Origin of the sequence: Leclercia sp. UBA2479 (assembly GCF_002341985.1) — a bacterium.
Lineage (GTDB): Bacteria > Pseudomonadota > Gammaproteobacteria > Enterobacterales > Enterobacteriaceae > Enterobacter > Enterobacter pneumoniae.
Genome location: NZ_DDPB01000006.1, coordinates 235,351 through 254,107 on the forward strand (window position 1 = coordinate 235,351; position 18,757 = coordinate 254,107).

The following is an 18,757-nucleotide window of genomic DNA, read 5'->3' on the forward strand; positions in this document are numbered from 1 at the left end:
AACTGGACGCAAGGCTACTCTTTAAGCAGACGCACGAAAACGGGAACGTTCCCGAAACCCGGCGAAGATCACAATAAACCGTAACGGAAGGGATCAGGAGAGGGTGGCGGGAATGGTAATTCGTCGGGCTTCGCTGCGGCCGGTGATCTGCTCGATCAGCTGTAAAGCAGCCTGACGACCCGATTCGGCGTAGCCGGGATCGACGGTGATGATCTCCGGGTGCAGGAACTTCATCAAGGGGGTATTACCCACGCTGGCCAGCTGCAGGTTATCGATGCGCTGCTCTTGTAAGTACTTACTCGCCCCCAGCGCCAGGGTATCGGTGGCGCAGACCAGGGCGGTGGTTTGCGGCGTAAGCACGGCGGCCACCTGGTCATAGCCCTGCTTCATACTCAGCCCCGGCAGCGAGGCCACGGCAGGCAACGCCCGTTTTTTACAGAAGGAGAGATAAGCGTCATACCGGCGCTGGCCGGTGGTGATATCGCTGTGCGGCACCCCCAGATAGCTAATGTGGCGATGGCCGCCCTCATACAGGCGCTGCATTAGCGTCAGGATCGCCCCTTCGTCGTCATAGCAGACCGAGGCAAACCCGGCGGCATCGCGCGCCATCAGCACCAGCGAGGATTGCCACGGCGCGAGCATCTGCTCTTCTATGCCGGAAAAACCAAACAGCACCACGCCGTCGATATTGCGGCGCTGCAGCATGCCGAGGTGCTCTTCCACCATCTGTGGCGAAAACTTACTCTCCATCATGATGGGGTCGTAACCCTGCTCATAAAAGGCCGGCAGCATGGTCTGCACCGCCAGGTTTTCCGAGAGAGAGTCGAGACGCGTGACGATGATCGCCACCACTTTATCGCTCTGTCCGCGCATGGCGCGCGCGGAACGGGAAGGGGAGAAGCCATGCTGTTCCATCACCGCCTCGACGCGTTCACGGGTACGCTGGCTGACACCGCTTTCGTTATTCAGCACGCGTGAAACGGTCGATTTGCCCACGCCGCTTAAGCGCGCGATGTCTTTGATGGTCAGGCGGTTCTGCATGCTCTGTTCCCTGTAATACGACAATGAAGTGATCAATAAGCCTAACAGTCTACCCCATTGGGCTCGTTTAATGGCCTGTTTGGGTCCGGGCCGCGTTGTGCGTCTCCAGACTGGCCGTAATAAGTCGGCCCTGTGGAATAGGTTCTAATTCGGGCAGGGGGATCCGCAATGGGCAAAGTCTGGTTTACGTTTGGTTTAGTCCCCGGCGATTATCATACCGCCCGAAATGTCACTCACGGTATGGTTAAAACCCTATACTGCGCGTCGGCTTACTTTTTTTCTTACCGGAGGCTTTATGGATCCCGATCCCACCCCTCTCCCCCGACGGAGAGCCCCTTCACGCCGGTAAGCCTGTTTTCACTGCCTTACCGGATGCGTAAGGCAGTGACGTCCAAAAACGTCCCTGCATAAAACAGATCGCCTCTCAGGCGCGGCCTTGTCACGTCTGAAGGATATTCTGCACCCGCTGTTGCGGGTGCGGGGGACTGACTATGTTCAAAAATTTAACCCAACTGCTGCTCAGCCAACTGAGCCGCCACCTGCCGCGTCGTCTGGTACAGCGCGACCCGATGATGACTGGCAAACAGCTGGCCGATGCCACCCTGCCAGATAGCCTTTCTGCCCACTGCCTGCGCGTGGCGGCGATGGACGAAGAGACGCTGTGGCACACCTTTGGCAGCCATCCGGAAGGGCTGAATCCTGCCGAGGTGGCCGCCGTGCGCGAAGCCCATGGCGACAACCAAATTCCGGCGCAACAGCCGGCCCCCTGGTGGCGGCACCTCTGGTCCTGCTACCGCAATCCGTTCAATCTGCTGCTCACGCTGCTGGGGGTCATCTCCTACGCCACGGAAGATCTCTTTGCCGCCGGGGTGATCGCCCTGATGGTGGCCATCGCCACGCTGTTGAACTTTGTGCAGGAGGCGCGCTCGACCAAAGCCGCCGATGCCCTGAAAGCGATGGTCAGCAATACCGCCACGGTGTTGCGCGTCATTAATGATAAAGGCGAACACGCGTGGCGTGAGTTGCCCGTCGATCAACTGGTGGCCGGGGATATTGTGAAGCTGGCCGCCGGGGATATGATCCCGGCGGATTTACGCCTGTTGCAGGCAAGGGATCTGTTCGTGGCCCAGGCTTCGCTCACCGGGGAATCGCTGCCGGTAGAGAAGGTTGCCCGCAGCCGCAACCCGCAGCAAACCCATCCGCTGGAGTGCGATACCCTCTGCTTTATGGGCACCACGGTAGTGAGCGGTACAGCGCAAGCGATGGTGATCGCCACCGGCGGCAATACCTGGTTCGGCCAGCTTGCCGGGCGCGTCAGCGAGCAGCAGAGTGAACCCAATGCCTTCCAGCAGGGGATTGGCCGCGTCAGCATGCTGCTGATCCGCTTTATGCTGGTGATGACCCCCATCGTGCTGGTGATCAACGGCTACACCAAAGGCGACTGGTGGGAGGCGGCGCTGTTTGCTCTGTCAGTGGCCGTGGGCTTAACCCCGGAGATGCTGCCGATGATTGTCACCTCCACGCTGGCGCGCGGGGCGGTGAAGCTTTCAAAGCAAAAAGTGATTGTTAAACACCTCGACGCCATTCAGAACTTTGGCGCCATGGATATCCTCTGCACCGACAAAACCGGCACCCTGACGCAGGATAAAATCGTGCTGGAGAACCACACGGATATCTCCGGCAAAAGCAGCGAGCGCGTGCTGCACAGCGCCTGGCTGAACAGCCACTACCAGACCGGGCTGAAAAACCTGCTCGACGTGGCGGTGCTGGAAGGGGTGGACGAAACCGCCGCGCGGACGCTCTCTGCCCGCTGGCAAAAAGTGGACGAGATCCCCTTCGACTTTGAACGCCGCCGTATGTCGGTGGTGGTCAGCGAGCAGGAGGATGTGCATACGCTTATCTGCAAAGGGGCGTTGCAGGAGGTCCTCGCGGTCTCGACCCACGTGCGTCATAACGGCAACGTAGTGCCGCTGGATGAGAGCATGCTGCGCCGCATCGCCCGGGTGACCGATACCCTGAACCGTCAGGGGCTGCGGGTGGTGGCGGTGGCGACAAAACGGCTGCCTGCGCGCGAGGGGGATTACCAGCGTATCGATGAATCGGATCTGATCCTCGAAGGCTATATCGCCTTCCTCGATCCGCCGAAAGAGACCACCGCCCCGGCGCTGAAGGCGCTAAAAGCCTCCGGCATCACGGTAAAAATCCTCACCGGCGACAGCGAGCTGGTGGCCGCCAAAGTGTGCCGCGACGTGGGGCTGGACGCGGGCGACGTGGTGACAGGCAGCGATATCGAACGGCTTTCAGATGATGAACTGGCCGCGCTGGCCAAACGTACCACCCTGTTTGCGCGCCTGACGCCTATGCACAAAGAGCGCATCGTTACCCTGCTGAAGCGCGAAGGGCACGTGGTGGGCTTTATGGGGGATGGTATTAACGACGCCCCGGCGCTACGGGCGGCCGACATCGGTATCTCCGTGGACGGCGCGGTCGATATCGCGCGGGAAGCGGCTGATATTATCCTGCTGGAAAAAAGCCTGATGGTGCTGGAAGAGGGGGTCATCGAGGGGCGCCGCACCTTTGCCAACATGCTGAAATACATCAAGATGACCGCAAGCTCCAACTTCGGTAACGTCTTTAGCGTGCTGGTTGCCAGCGCCTTCCTGCCGTTTTTACCGATGCTGCCGCTGCACCTGCTGATTCAGAACCTGATGTATGACGTGTCGCAGGTCGCGATCCCGTTCGATAACGTCGATGAAGAGCAGATCCGCAAACCTCAGCGCTGGAATCCGGCGGATTTGGGACGCTTTATGCTCTTCTTTGGCCCGATCAGTTCCATCTTCGACATCCTGACCTTCTGCCTGATGTGGTTTGTGTTCCATGCCAACGTGCCGGAAGCGCAGACGCTGTTCCAGTCCGGCTGGTTTGTGGTCGGGCTGCTGTCGCAGACGCTGATTGTGCATATGATCCGTACCCGGCGCATCCCGTTTATCCAGAGCCGGGCGGCCTGGCCGCTGATCCTGATGACCGGGCTGGTGATGCTGCTGGGCATTGCGCTGCCGTTCTCGCCGCTGGCGAGTTACCTGCAGCTACAGGCGCTGCCGCTGAGCTACTTCCCGTGGCTGGTGGCGATCCTGGCCGGGTACATGGTGTTGACCCAGATGGTGAAAGGGTTCTACAGCCGCCGTTATGGCTGGCAGTAAGCGTTTTAACAATAAATGGCAACTCCGGTTGCCATTTTACTCTCTCCACGCAGCGCATTGCGGTAAGCACTCCTCAAACAGACCCCTATTTTTTCCTAAATTAGACAGGCTGTGATCTACGTCATCCTGTTAGCTTGACCCCTAATAATGGGCATGTTAACAAAATGTTTTACTTTTTTTGGCCCGTCAAATAAGGAACTTTCATGTTACGGTACAGCCTCTTAACCGCCGGGCTTATGCTCGGCGCGTCTGCGTTTGCCTCCCCGGTGGGCGATCTTCCCCTGATGCCCTGGCCGGCAAAGGTAGAGCATCCCGCTACGCAGGGCGCGCTGGTGCTGACCAATCAGGTCGCGGTCAAGGTCAGCGGGGACGATCTCAGCGATGCCGTGACTCGTCTGCGCGATCGCATTGCCCTGCAAACCGGCTGGACGTTACAGCCGCAGCCCGCCAACCCGGATAAGCCGACCATCACCATTACCGTTGCCCGCAAGGTGGACGCGCTGCCAAAGCCGGACAGCGATGAGAGTTACAAACTGACCGTTAACGCGAATGGCGTGGCTATCACCGCGAATACCCGCTTCGGCGCGCTGCGGGCGATGGAAACCCTGTTGCAGCTGATTCAGAACGGCCCGGAAAACACCGCGCTGCCGTGGGTCTCGATTAAAGATGCGCCGCGCTTCCCCTGGCGTGGCCTGCTGCTCGACTCTGCCCGTCACTTTATTCCGCTGGAGGCGATCAAACGCCAGATTGACGGCATGGCGGCGGCGAAACTTAACGTGCTGCACTGGCACCTCACCGACGATCAGGGCTGGCGCTTTACTTCGAAGCGTTATCCAAAGCTGACCCAGCTCGCCAGCGACGGGCTGTTCTATACCCCGGAGCAGATGCGTGAGGTGGTCAGGTACGCCGCGGCGCGGGGGATCCGCGTGGTGCCTGAAATAGACATGCCAGGCCACGCCTCGGCGATTGCGGTGGCCTATCCTGAGCTGATGAGCGCCCCCGGCCCGTATGAGATGGAGCGCCACTGGGGCGTGCTGAAGCCGGTACTCGATCCGACCAATGAGGCGACTTATACCTTCGCGGCGGCGATGGTCAGCGAACTGGCGGCGATCTTCCCCGATCCTTATCTGCACATCGGCGGGGATGAGGTGGACGACAGCCAGTGGAAAGCCAATGCCAGGATCCAGCAGTTTATGCGCGACAACAAGCTGGCCGACAGCCACGCGCTGCAGGCATATTTCAACCGCAAGCTGGAGACCATACTCGAGAAAAATCAGCGCCAGATGGTGGGCTGGGACGAAATCTTCCACCCGGATCTGCCAAAAAGCATCCTGATCCAGTCCTGGCAGGGGCAGGACGCACTGGGGGAAGTGGCGAAGCAGGGGTATAAGGGCATCCTCTCCACCGGTTTTTATCTCGATCAGCCACAAAGCACCGCTTATCACTACCGCAACGAAGTGGTGCCCGAGGGGCTCAATAATGTGGATGTGATTACCGACAACGACAGCGCCCAGAGCTGGTCATTTAGCATGCCGCGTCTGAAAGGCAAGCCGGTAGAGGGCAGCTTTACGCTGGTGACCGGCGAGAAAGGCTGGCGCGGATTTATCGATTTCAACGGTAAATCTCGTCGGGCGGTAAACGACATTGAGTGGCGCGCCGACAATCAGGTGAGCTTCACGGTAGATACCTGGATGGGGGAAACCCGCCCGGTCATCACCGTCACGGATGATAAACTCAGCGGCTACTTCCTCGTGGGCAATGTACGCTATCCGGTGACCGGTGCCCGCCTGGATGCGGTGCCAAAGGGGATCATGCCCGCCGTTCCGGATACCGCGCAACAGGCGAACCTGCTGGGGGGCGAAGTGGCGTTGTGGGCCGAGAACGTGGCCGCGCCGGTGCTGGATATCAAGCTCTGGCCGCGGGCGTTTGCGGTGGCGGAGCGGCTATGGTCGGCGAAAGAGGTGACGGACATCGACAACATGTACACCCGCCTGCAGGCGATGGACACCTGGAGCACCGTCTCTGCAGGCCTGCAGCAGCATAGCCAGCAGCAGACGCAGTTTATCCGCCTGGCAAATAACACCGATACCGTGGCGCTGCAAATTCTCGCCCAGGCGCTGGAGCCCGCGCAGTATTACACGCGCCAGCACCTGAAGTTCCAGGCAGGCAACTACCATCAGTTCGAGCCGCTGAACCGCTACGCGGATGCCCTGAGTGCGGAAAGTCATACCGTGCGTCAGATGAACAAGTGGGCGGAACGTCTGGTGAGCGATGCCGAAGACAACGAAAGCGCCGACGCGCTGCGGCATGTCTTTACCCGCTGGCAGAACAACACCAGCGATGCGCTGGCGCTCAGCGAAAGCAACTATCAGTTAAAAGCGCTGAAGCCGGTGATTCAGGAGGTGGATAAGTTGTCGTCTATTGGCCTGCGGCTCACCGATCTGGTGGCGCGACAAGGGACGCTGGATGATGCCGAGATTGCCTCAATTCAGCGCGAACTGGATGGTGCGGCACAGATTCAGGATGAGGTGGTGATCGCGGTAGTCTATCCGCTGGAAAAACTGCTGCGCGCGACGCGCAATCAGTAAAAAAATCCCTCTCCCGGGTGGGAGAGGGAAGGGGTGTTATTTTTTCAGCACCCAGGCCTGCTGCCAGTGTGAACCGACACCCGGTTCATACTGGTTAGCCGCTTTCTTGTACTGTACGCAGTAGCCGCTATATGGGAACGGTTTGCACTGGTAGGTTTTGCCGTTTTTCGGCTGCAGAACAACGGTGCCCGCAGTGTAGCTGCTCAGGTTTTCCGGGAAGCGGTAGTCATACTGGCCCGCAGTACCGGTATCGGTGCTGGCTGAATCCTCTTCCAGCATCATGTTGACAACGTCCTGCGCAAACAGGGTGCCGTCTTTATTGGTCGCGTAGTATTTCAGCATGTGGTGGCCAGCCGTCACGTTAGTCAGGTTCATGGTGACATCCTGATTGGCGTTGTTCATATCCTGCTTCAGATAGCCTTTCTCCGCGCCCTGATGGTTCATCACGTGCGCTTCCAGATTCACATCACCCTGGGTGTTAACGTGGAAGGAGACGGTCGCGTTGCCGTTAACGATTTTGCTGTACTGGACATTGCTCACGGCAATGTTTTCGTCCACCTGAGCCTGCTGCTCTTCATAAGAGATGGCTACGGATCGCAGGGCGCTGCCCTCTCTCACGTACACGCTGTTTGCGCCGTGAACCGGGTTCACATCGCCGCCTTCATCTTTCATCCCCACGCGGACATCGTTCTGCTCGGCGTTGATTTTCTGCGCCAGGTCGTAAGACCACTGGTTAGCATCGCCCTGAGCGTCAGAGGAGATGGTCATTTCGGTGCGCATGGAGACCACTTCACCGTTGGCATCGAAGAAGCGGGCAATCACTTTATCGCCAGCGTTCAGGTTATTACCGGAAATTTGGCCGTTGAGGATTTTTGCCCATTCAGACACGACCGCCGGGGTTTCGTCCGGCGTCTGGCTGCCGCCATTACCGAAATCAACGTCGATAGCCTGATAGAAGCTATTTGTGGTATCGGCAATTTCCCATACCGCGTAAATAACCTGGTAACCCGTACGTTCCGGAACATTACAATTCATATTCTGGGTAACGGCTGGCGCCTGGCCATTTCCATTAACGGTACAGAATGGCGTGGATTCAAATTGCGCGCGGGTCAGTGGCTTATTTGGATCCCAGTTTTGTTTGGTGATGTAATAACGCCAGTTGGTGGTTTTATGCGGGGCGGTGTGATACCAGGTAAAGGTATGCGCGCCGGCGGTCATTGGGGTTTTGGTCCAGGCGTTCAGGCTCTGGCGATCCAGCTGAGAGTACTGGGAGATGCCCGCACTGGCGAGCTGACCATCAGGCGGCAGGGCGCCGTTCGGGAAGCCGGAGGTGCGTTCCACGCTCTGCGGTTCATATTGTACGGTGCCACAGTCAACGTTCTGACCCAGTTTGCACATATAAGCACGACTGGCCGGAGACTGGACATAACCGTGAGCTAAAGCCGATGAAGCAACCGTGAGTGTGGCAAGTGCCAACGCAATTTTAGACAGTTTCATTTATTATTCCATTAAAAGAGAGTAATGCTTTTGGGCGCAGTTAGTGTTGCGCGGAATAAAAATGAAGTCATGGAATGGCGGGACGAAAAATAATAGTGAAAAAACTTGAAGGCTATTTTCGGCTGTGTATCGGGGAAATAAAAAAAGGCAGCCTGGGCTGCCTTAATATTAAAAAACAAGCGTTAGCGGCGTACGGCGATCGCTTCGATCTCGATCTTCACGTCTTTCGGCAGACGGGCCACTTCTACACAAGAGCGCGCCGGGAAGGTCGCATTGTGTTCGGTGAAGAAGGCTTCATAGGTGGCGTTAACGGTAGCGAAATCGTTGAGATCTTTAACGAAAACGGTCGTTTTCACGATATCGCCCACTTTCAGGCCTGCGGATTCAACAATCGCTTTCACGTTTTCCAGCGACTGGCGCGCCTGCGCGGCCACGTCTTCCGGCACTTCGCCATTTTTCGGGTTCACCGGGATCTGGCCTGAGGTGATGATCATGCTGCCCAGATCAACGCCCTGAACATACGGGCCGATAGCGGCTGGTGCATTTTCCGTCGCGAGTACTTTGGTCATGTTTTCTCCTGAATAACAGCGTGATAAAAACGGATTCCCGGCCATTATACACGTCATTGCGGATTAACCGGCCAGCACCACCGTATGGGAAAACTCTTTTTCGCAATATTTGCACTTCAGCGCGATATCGTTGGCGCGTTTTTTTACCGCAAAGCTGGAGTTAACCGGCTCCGCGTGGCTAATGCAGTTGCTGTTCGGGCAGACCAGTACGCTCTCGATACGCTCTGGCAGGCTCGGACGAGATTTGCCCACCACTTCGTAGTCGTCGATACGGTTCACTGTGGCGTCTGGCGCATACAGCGAGAGCTGGTTAACCTGCTCGTCGGTGAGGAAGGTGTTCTCGATTTTAATCAAATCTTTACGCCCCATCTCACCGGACGGCAGGTTCAAACCGATGGTGATGCGCTGGTCGGTTTCGGTCAGCTTGAACAGGGTCAGCAGCTTAAAGCCCACCTGCGCGGGGATGTGGTCAATCACGGTGCCACGCTTGATGGCTTCAACCTGGAGTTTGTTATCGTGTGTCATGGTCGTCTCCCCTTACAGAGCTAAATCGCGATTCAGAACCAGTGCCAGTAACGCCTGGCGGGCAAAGATGCCGTTGCCGGCCTGCTGGAAGTACCAGGCGTGCGGCGTTTTATCGACGTCGGTGGTGATCTCATCAATGCGCGGCAGCGGGTGCAGCACTTTCATGTTGGCGCGTGCGCCCTCCAGGTCGCTGGCGCGCAGAACGAATTGCGCTTTCACGTTGGCGTATTCGGAGGGATCCAGGCGCTCTTTCTGCACGCGGGTCATATAGAGAATATCCACTTCGCCCATTACCTCTTCGATGCTGGCGTGCAGGCTCCACTTAATGCCTTTCTCGTCGAGCATATCCAGAATGTACTGCGGCATCGCCAGCGCGTCCGGGGCGATAAAGTAGAAGCGGTTGCCGGTAAACTTCGCCAGCGCCTGGGTGAGAGAGTGGACGGTGCGGCCATACTTCAGGTCGCCGACCATGGCGATGTTCAGATTTTCCAGCCGCCCCTGGGTCTCCTGGATGGTGAAGAGATCCAGCAGGGTCTGGGTGGGGTGCTGGTTAGCCCCGTCACCGGCGTTCAGCACCGGAATACCGCCAGAAAACTCGGTTGCCAGGCGCGCGGCCCCCTCCTGCGGGTGGCGCATAACGATGGCGTCCACGTAGGTGCTAATGACCGAGATGGTATCGGCGAGGGTTTCGCCCTTTTTGCCCAGCGAAGTATTACTGCTGTCGGAGAAGCCCACTACGCTGGCACCCAGGCGGTGGATTGAGGTCTCGAACGACAGGCGCGTACGGGTGGAGGCCTCGAAGAAGCAGCTGGCGATGACCTTGTGCTTTAACAGCTCCGGCTGCGGGTTGGCTTTCAGTTTTGCCGCGGTTTCCAGCACCAGCTCCAGCTCTTCGCGGTTAAGGTCGTTTATGGAAATGATGTGTTTTTGATAAAGCGGATTCATGTTTATCTCCTGACGCCGGGCAAAAAAAAGCCCCTCAAATGAGGGGCTCTGGGAATAGGGATAGCTGCGGGAAGAAAAACGGCAGGCCAGCGTCTGTTTTGAGACGCGGTAAGACATTATGTCGTACACACTGAACCATGCTTCCTCCCGGCAAATTGTGGGGCATTATACGCAGCCTGAAGGTGGGATCAAGCGATAAATTCACGCTTTAAGCAAAGCAAACGGTTTGCATTGCATGGTTATGCGCTGCGGCAAATCCCGGCCAAAAAGTAGTGGTATGGCAGCCAAATTTCTCGTATAAAAGTTTAAAATGAAACGGTGTTTTATATTGAGGATTCAACCATGATCGTTGGCAATATTCATAACCTCCAGAGCTGGCTGCCTGCGGAACTGCGTCAGGCGATTGAGCACGTAAAAACGCACGTTACCGAGGCGACCCCGACCGGTAAACATGATATCGACGGCAACCGTCTGTTCTTCCTGGTCTCGGAAGATATGACCCAGCCCTTTGCTGAGCGCCGCGCGGAGTATCATGCCCGTTATCTGGATATCCAGATTGTCCTGAAAGGCCAGGAGGGGATGACCTTCAGCACCCTGCCAAACGGCACGCCGGATACCGACTGGCTGGCGGACAAAGATATCGCTTTCCTGCCGGAAGGGGAGCAAGAGAAGACGGTAGTCCTGAACGAAGGGGATTTTGTGGTCTTCTACCCTGGTGAAGTGCACAAGCCGCTTTGCGCGGTGGGCGCGCCGGGGCAGGTGCGTAAGGTGGTTGTGAAGATGCTGGTGGGGTAATTCTCTTACCCCTCACCCTAACCCTCTCCCCAGAGGGGAGAGGGGATTGTACCGGGCCGCCTTTTCTTCCTCGCCCTTTTGGGGAGAGGGTTTAAAAGTTCCCTCACCCCGAAGCAGAAGGTGTAAAAGTTCCCTCTCCCTGTGGGAGAGGGTTAGGGTGAGGGCACCAGACCGCACCCTGTAGAATGTGATCCAGCTTAAATTTCCCGCACTCCCTCATCTCCTCCCATTGTCCTGCGCTTTTTCTGCGTCATAGTATGATCGTTAAATAAACGAACGCTGTTCTATAATGTAGAACAAAACGATTAAGCAAGGAGATCCCATGCAGCAGACCGCGCAGTTTTCGGGAATTATTCCGCCTGTCTCCACCCTTTTCACCCCGGACGGCATGCTCGATAAAGCGGGCACCGCCGCGCTGGTCGACGACATGATCAACGCCGGGGTGGATGGCCTGTTTTTCCTCGGCAGCGGCGGGGAGTTTACCCAGCTCAATACCAACGAGCGCAAAGCGATCGCCGAGTTTGCCATTGCGCATGTGAACGGCCGCGTACCGGTACTGATTGGCACCGGAGGCACCAACGCCCGCGAAACCCTTGAGCTGAGTCAGCATGCCCAGCAGGCAGGGGCGGACGGGATTGTGGTCATCAATCCCTATTACTGGAAAGTGTCAGAAGCCAACCTGATTCGCTACTTCCAGCAGGTGGCGGACAGCGTCACCCTGCCGGTGATACTCTACAACTTCCCGGCCCTGACCGGGCAGGATCTCACCCCGGCGCTGGTGAAAACCCTGGTGGACTCGCGCAGCAATATCGTGGGGATCAAAGACACTATCGACTCCGTGGCCCATCTGCGCAGCATGATCCTTACCGTGAAGGCGGCCCATCCGCACTTTGTGGTGCTCTGCGGCTACGATGACCATCTGTTCAATACCCTGCTGCTCGGGGGCGATGGCGCCATTTCGGCCAGCGGTAACTTTGCCCCGCAGGTGTCGGTCAACCTGCTGCAGGCCTTCCGCGACGGCGATCTGGCCCGGGCGGCGCAGTACCACCAGACCATGCTGCAAATCCCGCAGATGTATCAGTTGGATACGCCGTTCGTGAACGTGATCAAAGAGGCCATCTCCCTCTGTGGTCGCCCGGTATCAACTTACGTGCTGCCGCCTGCCGGGCCGCTGGATGAGGCGAGCAAAGCGCAGCTGAAATCGCTGCTACAACAGCTCAAACTCTGCTGAGCCGGACGGTCACGATGTCGATTGAAACGATTTTTACGCCGCAGGATCACGCCTTCTACTCGGTGAAAACCCACGCCGCCGGGCCGCAGGGGGCGCTACCGCTTACCCCGCAAATGCTGATGGAATCACCCAGCGGTAACCTGTTCGGCATGACGCAAAACGCCGGGATGGGGTGGGATGCCAACAAGCTGACCGGCAAAGAGGTGCTGATCATCGGCACCCAGGGGGGGATCCGCGCGGGCGACGGACGTCCGGTGGCGCTGGGCTACCACACCGGCCACTGGGAGATCGGCCTGCAAATGCAGGCGGCGGCGAAAGAGATCACCCGTAACGGTGGCATTCCGTTTGCCGCCTTTGTCAGCGACCCCTGCGATGGCCGCTCGCAGGGCACCCACGGCATGTTCGACTCCCTGCCATACCGTAACGATGCCGCTATCGTCTTTCGGCGACTTATCCGCTCGCTGCCCACGCGCCGGGCGGTGATTGGCGTCGCCACCTGTGATAAAGGGCTGCCCGCCACCATGATTGCGCTGGCCTCTATGCACGATCTGCCCACCATTCTGGTGCCGGGCGGGGCCACGCTGCCGCCGACGCACGGGGAAGATGCCGGTAAGGTTCAGACCATCGGCGCGCGCTATGCCAACCACGAGCTGTCGCTGCAGGAGGCCGCCGAGCTGGGCTGCCGCGCATGCGCGTCACCGGGGGGCGGGTGTCAGTTTCTTGGCACCGCAGGCACCTCGCAGGTGGTGGCCGAGGCCTTAGGGCTGGCGCTGCCCCATTCGGCGCTGTCCCCCTCTGGCCAGGCCGTCTGGCTGGAGATATCGCGCCAGTCTGCCAGGGCGGTGAGCGAGCTGGATACCCGCGGCATCACCACCCGCGACATTTTGACGGATAAAGCTATCGAGAACGCGATGGTGATCCACGCGGCCTTTGGCGGCTCCACCAACCTGCTGCTGCACATTCCGGCTATCGCCCACGCGGCGGGCTGCACCATTCCGGATGTGGAACACTGGACGCGCATCAACCGTAACGTCCCGCGGCTGGTGAGCGTGCTGCCGAACGGCCCCGATTATCACCCCACGGTGCGAGCGTTTCTTGCCGGGGGCGTACCGGAGGTGATGCTCCACCTGCGCGCGCTGGGCCTGCTGCATGAAGATGCGATGACGGTCACCGGCCAGACGGTGGGTGAAAACCTTGACTGGTGGCAGGCCTCCGAGCGCCGGGCGCGCTTCCGCCAGTGCCTGCGTGAGGAAGACGGCGTGGATCCGGATGACGTGATCCTGCCCCCGGCGCGTGCCAAAGCGCGCGGCCTCACCTCTACGGTGGCTTTCCCGGTGGGCAACATCGCCCCGGATGGCTCGGTAATCAAAGCCACGGCCATCGATCCCTCTGTGGTCGGGGAAGACGGTGTTTATCGCCATACCGGACGGGCGCGGGTGTTTGTCTCGGAAGCGCGGGCCATTAAAGCGATTAAAAACGGCGAGATTGCCGAGGGCGACATCATGGTGGTGATAGGCGGCGGCCCTTCCGGGACCGGGATGGAAGAGACCTACCAGCTCACCTCGGCGCTGAAGCATGTCTCCTGGGGTAAGACGGTCTCGCTGATCACCGATGCCCGCTTCTCGGGCGTTTCAACCGGGGCCTGTTTCGGCCACGTGGCCCCCGAGGCGCTGGCGGGCGGGCCGATTGGCAAGCTGCGCGATAACGACATCATCGCCATCGAGGTCGATCGCCTTCGCCTGACCGGAAGCGTGAACTTTATCGGCACGCTGGACGAACCCCTTACCCCGGCGCAGGGGGCGGCGGTGCTGGCCCTGCGCGCGCCGCATCCGGAACTGCACGCCCACGATTTTCTGCCGGACGATACCCGCCTGTGGGCGGCACTGCAGTCGGTGAGCGGTGGCACCTGGAAAGGGTGTATTTACGACACAGATAAAATTATCGAGGTTATTAACGCCGGTAAAAAAGCGCTCGGACTTTAGGTTCTGAAATAAAAAACGCTGTCTGCGAAGAGAAATTCGCGGACGGCTTTTTGCTGTCTGAAATATATTTAGATTAACGCAAGAAGAATTTAATAACTTACTAAAATATAAGATAAAAATATTCTACCTGGTGCGCTGATAACGACCGGAATCACAAAAGCAAAATATCATAATTCATAAACCAGAAATGACCATTGCCGGAAAAATAAGCCCCTTATTACACTTTATTAACACGAGTTTGTAATTAATCAGATGACCAAAGGGTGTATTCCTGTCGATGCGCCGGGGCGCTTTTTCCCTGGCTCAGGTCCCTGACGTCGGTACCGTTCCACTTTGCGTTGGGGGTAAAGATGCAGTTAACCATGAAAGATAAAATTGGCTACGGGCTGGGTGACACCGCCTGTGGTTTCGTCTGGCAGGCCACCATGTTCCTGCTGGCCTATTTCTATACCGACGTGTTTGGCCTCTCGGCGGGAATAATGGGCACGCTGTTTTTAGTCTCTCGCGTGCTGGATGCCGTGACCGACCCGCTGATGGGGCTGCTGGTGGACCGCACCCGCACGCGCCACGGCCAGTTCCGCCCGTTTCTGCTGTGGGGGGCGATCCCCTTTGGCCTGGTCTGCATGCTCACCTTCTACACGCCCGAGTTTTCGGCCAATGGCAAAATCATCTACGCCTGCGTTACCTACATCCTGCTGACGCTGGTCTACACCTTCGTTAACGTGCCCTATTGCGCCATGCCGGGGGTGATTACCGCCGATCCGAAAGAGCGCCATGCCCTGCAGTCGTGGCGCTTCTTCCTGGCGGCGGCGGGATCGCTGGCGATCAGCGGTATCGCGCTGCCGCTGGTGGGGATCATCGGCCGCGGTGACGAACAGCTCGGCTACTTCGGCGCCATGTGCGTGCTGGGGCTCTGCGGCGTGGTGCTGCTCTACGTCTGCTTCTTTACCACTAAAGAGCGTTACACCTTTGAGGTGCAGCCGGGGGCGTCGGTCTCGAAAGATCTTAAGTTGCTGCTGGGCAACAGCCAGTGGCGCATTATGTGTGCCTTTAAAATGATGGCGACCTGTTCCAACGTGGTGCGCGGCGGGGCCACGCTCTACTTCGTGAAATACGTGATGGACCATCCGGAGATGGCGACCCAGTTTCTGCTGTACGGCAGCATCGCCACTATGTTTGGCTCGCTCTGCTCATCCCGGCTGCTGGGCCGCTTCGATCGCGTTAAAGCCTTCAAATGGATCATCGTGGCCTACTCCCTGATTAGCCTGCTGATTTTCTTCACGCCAGCCGAGCATATCGCGCTGATCTTCGCCCTGAATATCCTGTTCCTGTTTGTCTTTAACACCACCACGCCGCTGCAGTGGCTGATGGCCTCTGACGTGGTGGATTACGAAGAGAGCCGCAGCGGCCGCCGTCTGGATGGGCTGGTGTTCTCGACCTATCTCTTCGCCCTGAAGATTGGCCTGGCCATTGGCGGCGCGCTGGTAGGCTGGATACTGGCCTGGGTGAACTACTCCGCCAGCAGCAGCGTGCAGCCGGTGGAAGTGCTCTCCACCATCAAAATCCTGTTCTGCGTGGTGCCGGTCATTCTCTACGTGGGCATGTTCATCATGCTCTCTTTTTACAAGCTCACGGACGCGCGCGTGGAGGATATCAGCCAGCAGCTGATCAAGCACCGGGCGGCCAGAGGCGACGATCTTCCGGCGGCCACCACCGCAGCATCGCATTAAGCAGGAGGCACCATGTACACCATTACCAACCCGATTCTTACCGGCTTTAACCCGGATCCGTCGCTCTGCCGGCAGGGCGAGGATTACTACATCGCCACCTCTACCTTCGAGTGGTTCCCTGGCGTGCGCATCTACCACTCCCGGGATTTGAAAAACTGGCGGCTGGCGAGCACCCCACTGGACCGCGTGTCGCTGCTGGACATGAAAGGTAACCCGGACTCCGGCGGGATCTGGGCGCCGTGCCTGAGCTACGCCGACGGGCAGTTCTGGCTGCTCTACACCGACGTTAAAATTGTCGATTCACCCTGGAAAAACGGGCGCAACTTCCTCGTCACCGCCCCCTCCGTCGAGGGGCCGTGGAGCGAGCCGATCCCGATGGGCAACGGCGGCTTTGATCCGTCCCTGTTCCATGACGACGATGGACGCAAATATTACCTCTATCGCCCCTGGGGGCCGCGCCACCACAGTAATCCGCATAACACCATCGTGATGCAGGAGTACTTCCCCGAGACCCACACCCTGTCGCCGGAGCGTAAAACGCTCTTCACCGGCACGCCGCTGGGCTACACCGAGGGGGCGCACCTTTATCGTAAAGAGGGCTGGTACTATCTGCTGGTGGCGGAGGGGGGCACCAGCTACGAGCACGCGGTGGTGGTGCTGCGTTCCCGCACGCTGGAGGGGCCCTACGAACTGCACCCGGAGGTCTCGATGATGACCAGCTGGCACCTGCCGGAGAATCCGCTGCAAAAGAGCGGCCACGGCTCGCTGCTCCAGACCCACACCGGAGAGTGGTTTATGGCCTATCTCACCAGTCGCCCGCAGCGCAGGCCGGGCATCCCGCTGCTGGCAAGCGGCGGGCGCGGCTACTGCTCGCTGGGGCGCGAGACGGGCATCGCCCGCATCGCATGGCGCGACGGCTGGCCATACGTGGAAGGGGGGAAACACGCGCAGCTCAGCGTGCCGGGGCCGCAGATGGCAGAGAGCAACGTGGCCGCGTCCGCTACCTGGCGGGATGACTTTGACCACGCGACCCTCGACCCGGAACTGCAGACCCTGCGCATCCCGTTCGATGCCTCGCTCGGCTCCCTGAGCGCCCGCGCGGGCTGGCTGCGTCTGTACGGCAACGACTCCCTGAACTCGACCTTTGTGCAATCTACCGTCGCACGCCGCTGGCAGCATTTCACCTTTACGGCCGAGACGCGCATGGAATTTTCGCCGCGCCACTTCCAGCAGAGCGCCGGGCTCACCTGCTACTACAACAGCAAAAACTGGAGCTACTGCTTTGTCGATTATGAGGAGGGGCAGGGGCGCACCCTGAAAGTCATTCAGCTCGATCAGAACCAGCCGCTCTGGCCGCTGCATGAGCAGCCCATCCCGGTGCCGGACGACGCACAAAGCATCTGGCTGCGGGTGGAGGTTGATCGTCTTGAGTATCACTACAGCTACTCCTTCGACGGTGAAACCTGGCACAGCGTGCCCATCACTTTCGAGGCGTGGAAGTTGTCAGATGACTATATTGGCGGGCGCGGCTTCTTTACCGGGGCCTTTGTCGGGCTGCACTGCGAGGATATCAGCGGTGACGGTTGCCACGCTGATTTCGACTATTTTAGCTACACGCCAGAAGAGGCGTAACGCCTCAGGCCGGGCAGCCGAGGGCACGTGACAGCTGCTGCCCGGCCTCCTGCAGTTGCTCGCGGAAGCGGGCCAGCTCCGCGTCGTCCACCCTGGAGGTGAGGGTTGAGAGGCTTAGCGCGGCAATCACTCGCGATTCATGGTTGCGCACCGGCACCGACACGCAGCGCACCCCCTGTTCATTCTCTTCGCTGTCCAGGGCGTAACCCTGCGCACGGGTTTCGGCCAGCGCCGCCAGTAGCGCCTCGCGGCTGGCAAGGGTCGCCGGGGTAAAGGTTGCGTAGTCGTACCCCTCCAGCAGGGCATTCAGCTCCGCCTCGCCGAGCCAGGCAATCAACACTTTCCCGATGGCGGTGGCATGCACCGGCAGGCGACGGCCAATACGCGAATAGGCGATGGCCGCGAGTTTGCCTTCAATCTTCTCGATATAGACCCCTTCGCACCCGTCCAGAATCCCCAGGTGGGTGGTCTGCCCGGTGCGATCGGACAACGCCTGCAGCCAGCTTTTCGCCTTCTGGCGGATGTCGATGGTGCTCACTACAAAATGACCGCGCTCGACCAGCTTCATGCCGGGGCGATATTTACCGTTCTCCGGGTTCTGATCGATATAGCCATGCAGTTGCAGGGTTTTGAGCAGCGAGTGAAGCGTGCTTTTACTCAGCCCCATCTGTTTGCTGATGTCAGTGATCTTCAGCTCCGTGGCCTGCTCGTTAAAGAGGTCGAGGATCTGTAAGGCACGTTCAACAGATTGAATAATAGGCATAATCAGGCATCACTCGCGCTGGAAACAGGCGAAAAAAGTACCTGTTTTTCGCTGAAAAATCAATCTAATGGCGCTTTCATGCTCTGGTTTGCAAGGGTGTGAGCGTTATGCGCGGAAAGAGAAAAAAAAGAGGCTGAAAAATTTGACTTAAGTCATTCTTTGGACTTATTCAGTTTTATTGCATAGATAGGCAACGTCTATTACTCAGCGTTTCATTCTTCTTTTACACTTTCTTACAGTAGGGCTTTTCAGTGTAATT

At 58.5% G+C, this 18,757-nt stretch carries 14 protein-coding genes and 1 pseudogene; 8 read left to right on the forward strand and 7 right to left on the reverse strand.

The genetic code is table 11. The features are described 5' to 3' along the window. Positions 1-93: 93 nt before the first annotated feature. The gene (gene treR / locus B3B59_RS06040; RefSeq protein WP_286808376.1) at positions 94-1,041 is read right to left on the reverse strand and encodes a trehalose operon repressor TreR; all 948 of its coding nucleotides are present in this window, start codon (positions 1,039-1,041) and stop codon (positions 94-96) included. Between the two features lie 491 nt (positions 1,042-1,532). Between treR and mgtA the strand changes: the two genes are divergently transcribed. Together mgtA and B3B59_RS06050 are read left to right on the forward strand one after the other, a co-directional pair. After that, complete coding sequence (gene mgtA / locus B3B59_RS06045) at positions 1,533-4,241, forward strand: magnesium-translocating P-type ATPase (protein WP_286808378.1); 2,709 nt, start codon at positions 1,533-1,535, stop codon at positions 4,239-4,241. Between the two features lie 203 nt (positions 4,242-4,444). Next, positions 4,445-6,829, forward strand: coding sequence for a beta-N-acetylhexosaminidase (locus B3B59_RS06050; protein ID WP_286808380.1), 2,385 nt, complete (start codon positions 4,445-4,447; stop codon positions 6,827-6,829). Positions 6,830-6,865: 36 nt separating this feature from the next. On the opposite strand, the gene gbpA is transcribed toward B3B59_RS06050, so the two are convergent. The 5 genes from gbpA to pyrL all read right to left on the reverse strand — a co-directional run bounded on the left by gbpA (position 6,866) and on the right by pyrL (position 10,504). Then, positions 6,866-8,326, reverse strand: a complete 1,461-nt coding sequence (gene gbpA, locus B3B59_RS06055; protein ID WP_286808381.1) for an N-acetylglucosamine-binding protein GbpA — start codon at positions 8,324-8,326, stop codon at positions 6,866-6,868. Between the two features lie 182 nt (positions 8,327-8,508). Continuing rightward, positions 8,509-8,895: a 2-iminobutanoate/2-iminopropanoate deaminase gene (gene ridA / locus B3B59_RS06060; protein ID WP_040077424.1), complete on the reverse strand. Its 387-nt coding sequence runs from the start codon at positions 8,893-8,895 to the stop codon at positions 8,509-8,511. Between the two features lie 63 nt (positions 8,896-8,958). Then, positions 8,959-9,420, reverse strand: a complete 462-nt coding sequence (gene pyrI, locus B3B59_RS06065) for an aspartate carbamoyltransferase regulatory subunit (protein WP_040077423.1) — start codon at positions 9,418-9,420, stop codon at positions 8,959-8,961. A 12-nt stretch (positions 9,421-9,432) separates the two neighbouring features. Next, positions 9,433-10,365, reverse strand: coding sequence for an aspartate carbamoyltransferase (gene pyrB, locus B3B59_RS06070; protein WP_046886522.1), 933 nt, complete (start codon positions 10,363-10,365; stop codon positions 9,433-9,435). A 34-nt stretch (positions 10,366-10,399) separates the two neighbouring features. Beyond that, entirely contained in the window at positions 10,400-10,504 is a 105-nt protein-coding gene (gene pyrL / locus B3B59_RS06075) for a pyr operon leader peptide (protein WP_072039576.1), read from the reverse strand. Between pyrL and B3B59_RS06080 the strand changes: the two are divergent. The 6 genes and pseudogenes from B3B59_RS06080 to B3B59_RS06105 all read left to right on the forward strand — a co-directional run. Then, a pseudogene (locus tag B3B59_RS06080) lies at positions 10,484-10,561 on the forward strand (hypothetical protein); the annotation flags it as partial. The gene pyrL and the pseudogene B3B59_RS06080 overlap by 21 nt on opposite strands. A 146-nt stretch (positions 10,562-10,707) precedes the next feature. After that, complete coding sequence (locus B3B59_RS06085; RefSeq protein ID WP_040077420.1) at positions 10,708-11,160, forward strand: YhcH/YjgK/YiaL family protein; 453 nt, start codon at positions 10,708-10,710, stop codon at positions 11,158-11,160. A 322-nt stretch (positions 11,161-11,482) separates the two neighbouring features. After that, entirely contained in the window at positions 11,483-12,391 is a 909-nt protein-coding gene (locus B3B59_RS06090) for a dihydrodipicolinate synthase family protein (protein WP_286808382.1), read from the forward strand. Positions 12,392-12,405: 14 nt separating this feature from the next. Next, positions 12,406-14,373 carry a YjhG/YagF family D-xylonate dehydratase gene (locus B3B59_RS06095; RefSeq protein ID WP_286808383.1) on the forward strand — a complete coding sequence of 656 codons (1,968 nt, stop codon included), beginning with the start codon at positions 12,406-12,408 and terminating at the stop codon, positions 14,371-14,373. Between the two features lie 350 nt (positions 14,374-14,723). Further along, entirely contained in the window at positions 14,724-16,103 is a 1,380-nt protein-coding gene (locus B3B59_RS06100; protein WP_286808385.1) for an MFS transporter, read from the forward strand. Positions 16,104-16,115: 12 nt separating this feature from the next. Continuing rightward, entirely contained in the window at positions 16,116-17,735 is a 1,620-nt protein-coding gene (locus B3B59_RS06105) for a glycoside hydrolase family 43 protein (RefSeq protein ID WP_286808386.1), read from the forward strand. Between the two features lie 4 nt (positions 17,736-17,739). On the opposite strand, the gene B3B59_RS06110 is transcribed toward B3B59_RS06105, so the two are convergent. Beyond that, positions 17,740-18,498, reverse strand: a complete 759-nt coding sequence (locus B3B59_RS06110) for an IclR family transcriptional regulator (RefSeq protein WP_286808387.1) — start codon at positions 18,496-18,498, stop codon at positions 17,740-17,742. Positions 18,499-18,757: the final 259 nt, after the last annotated feature.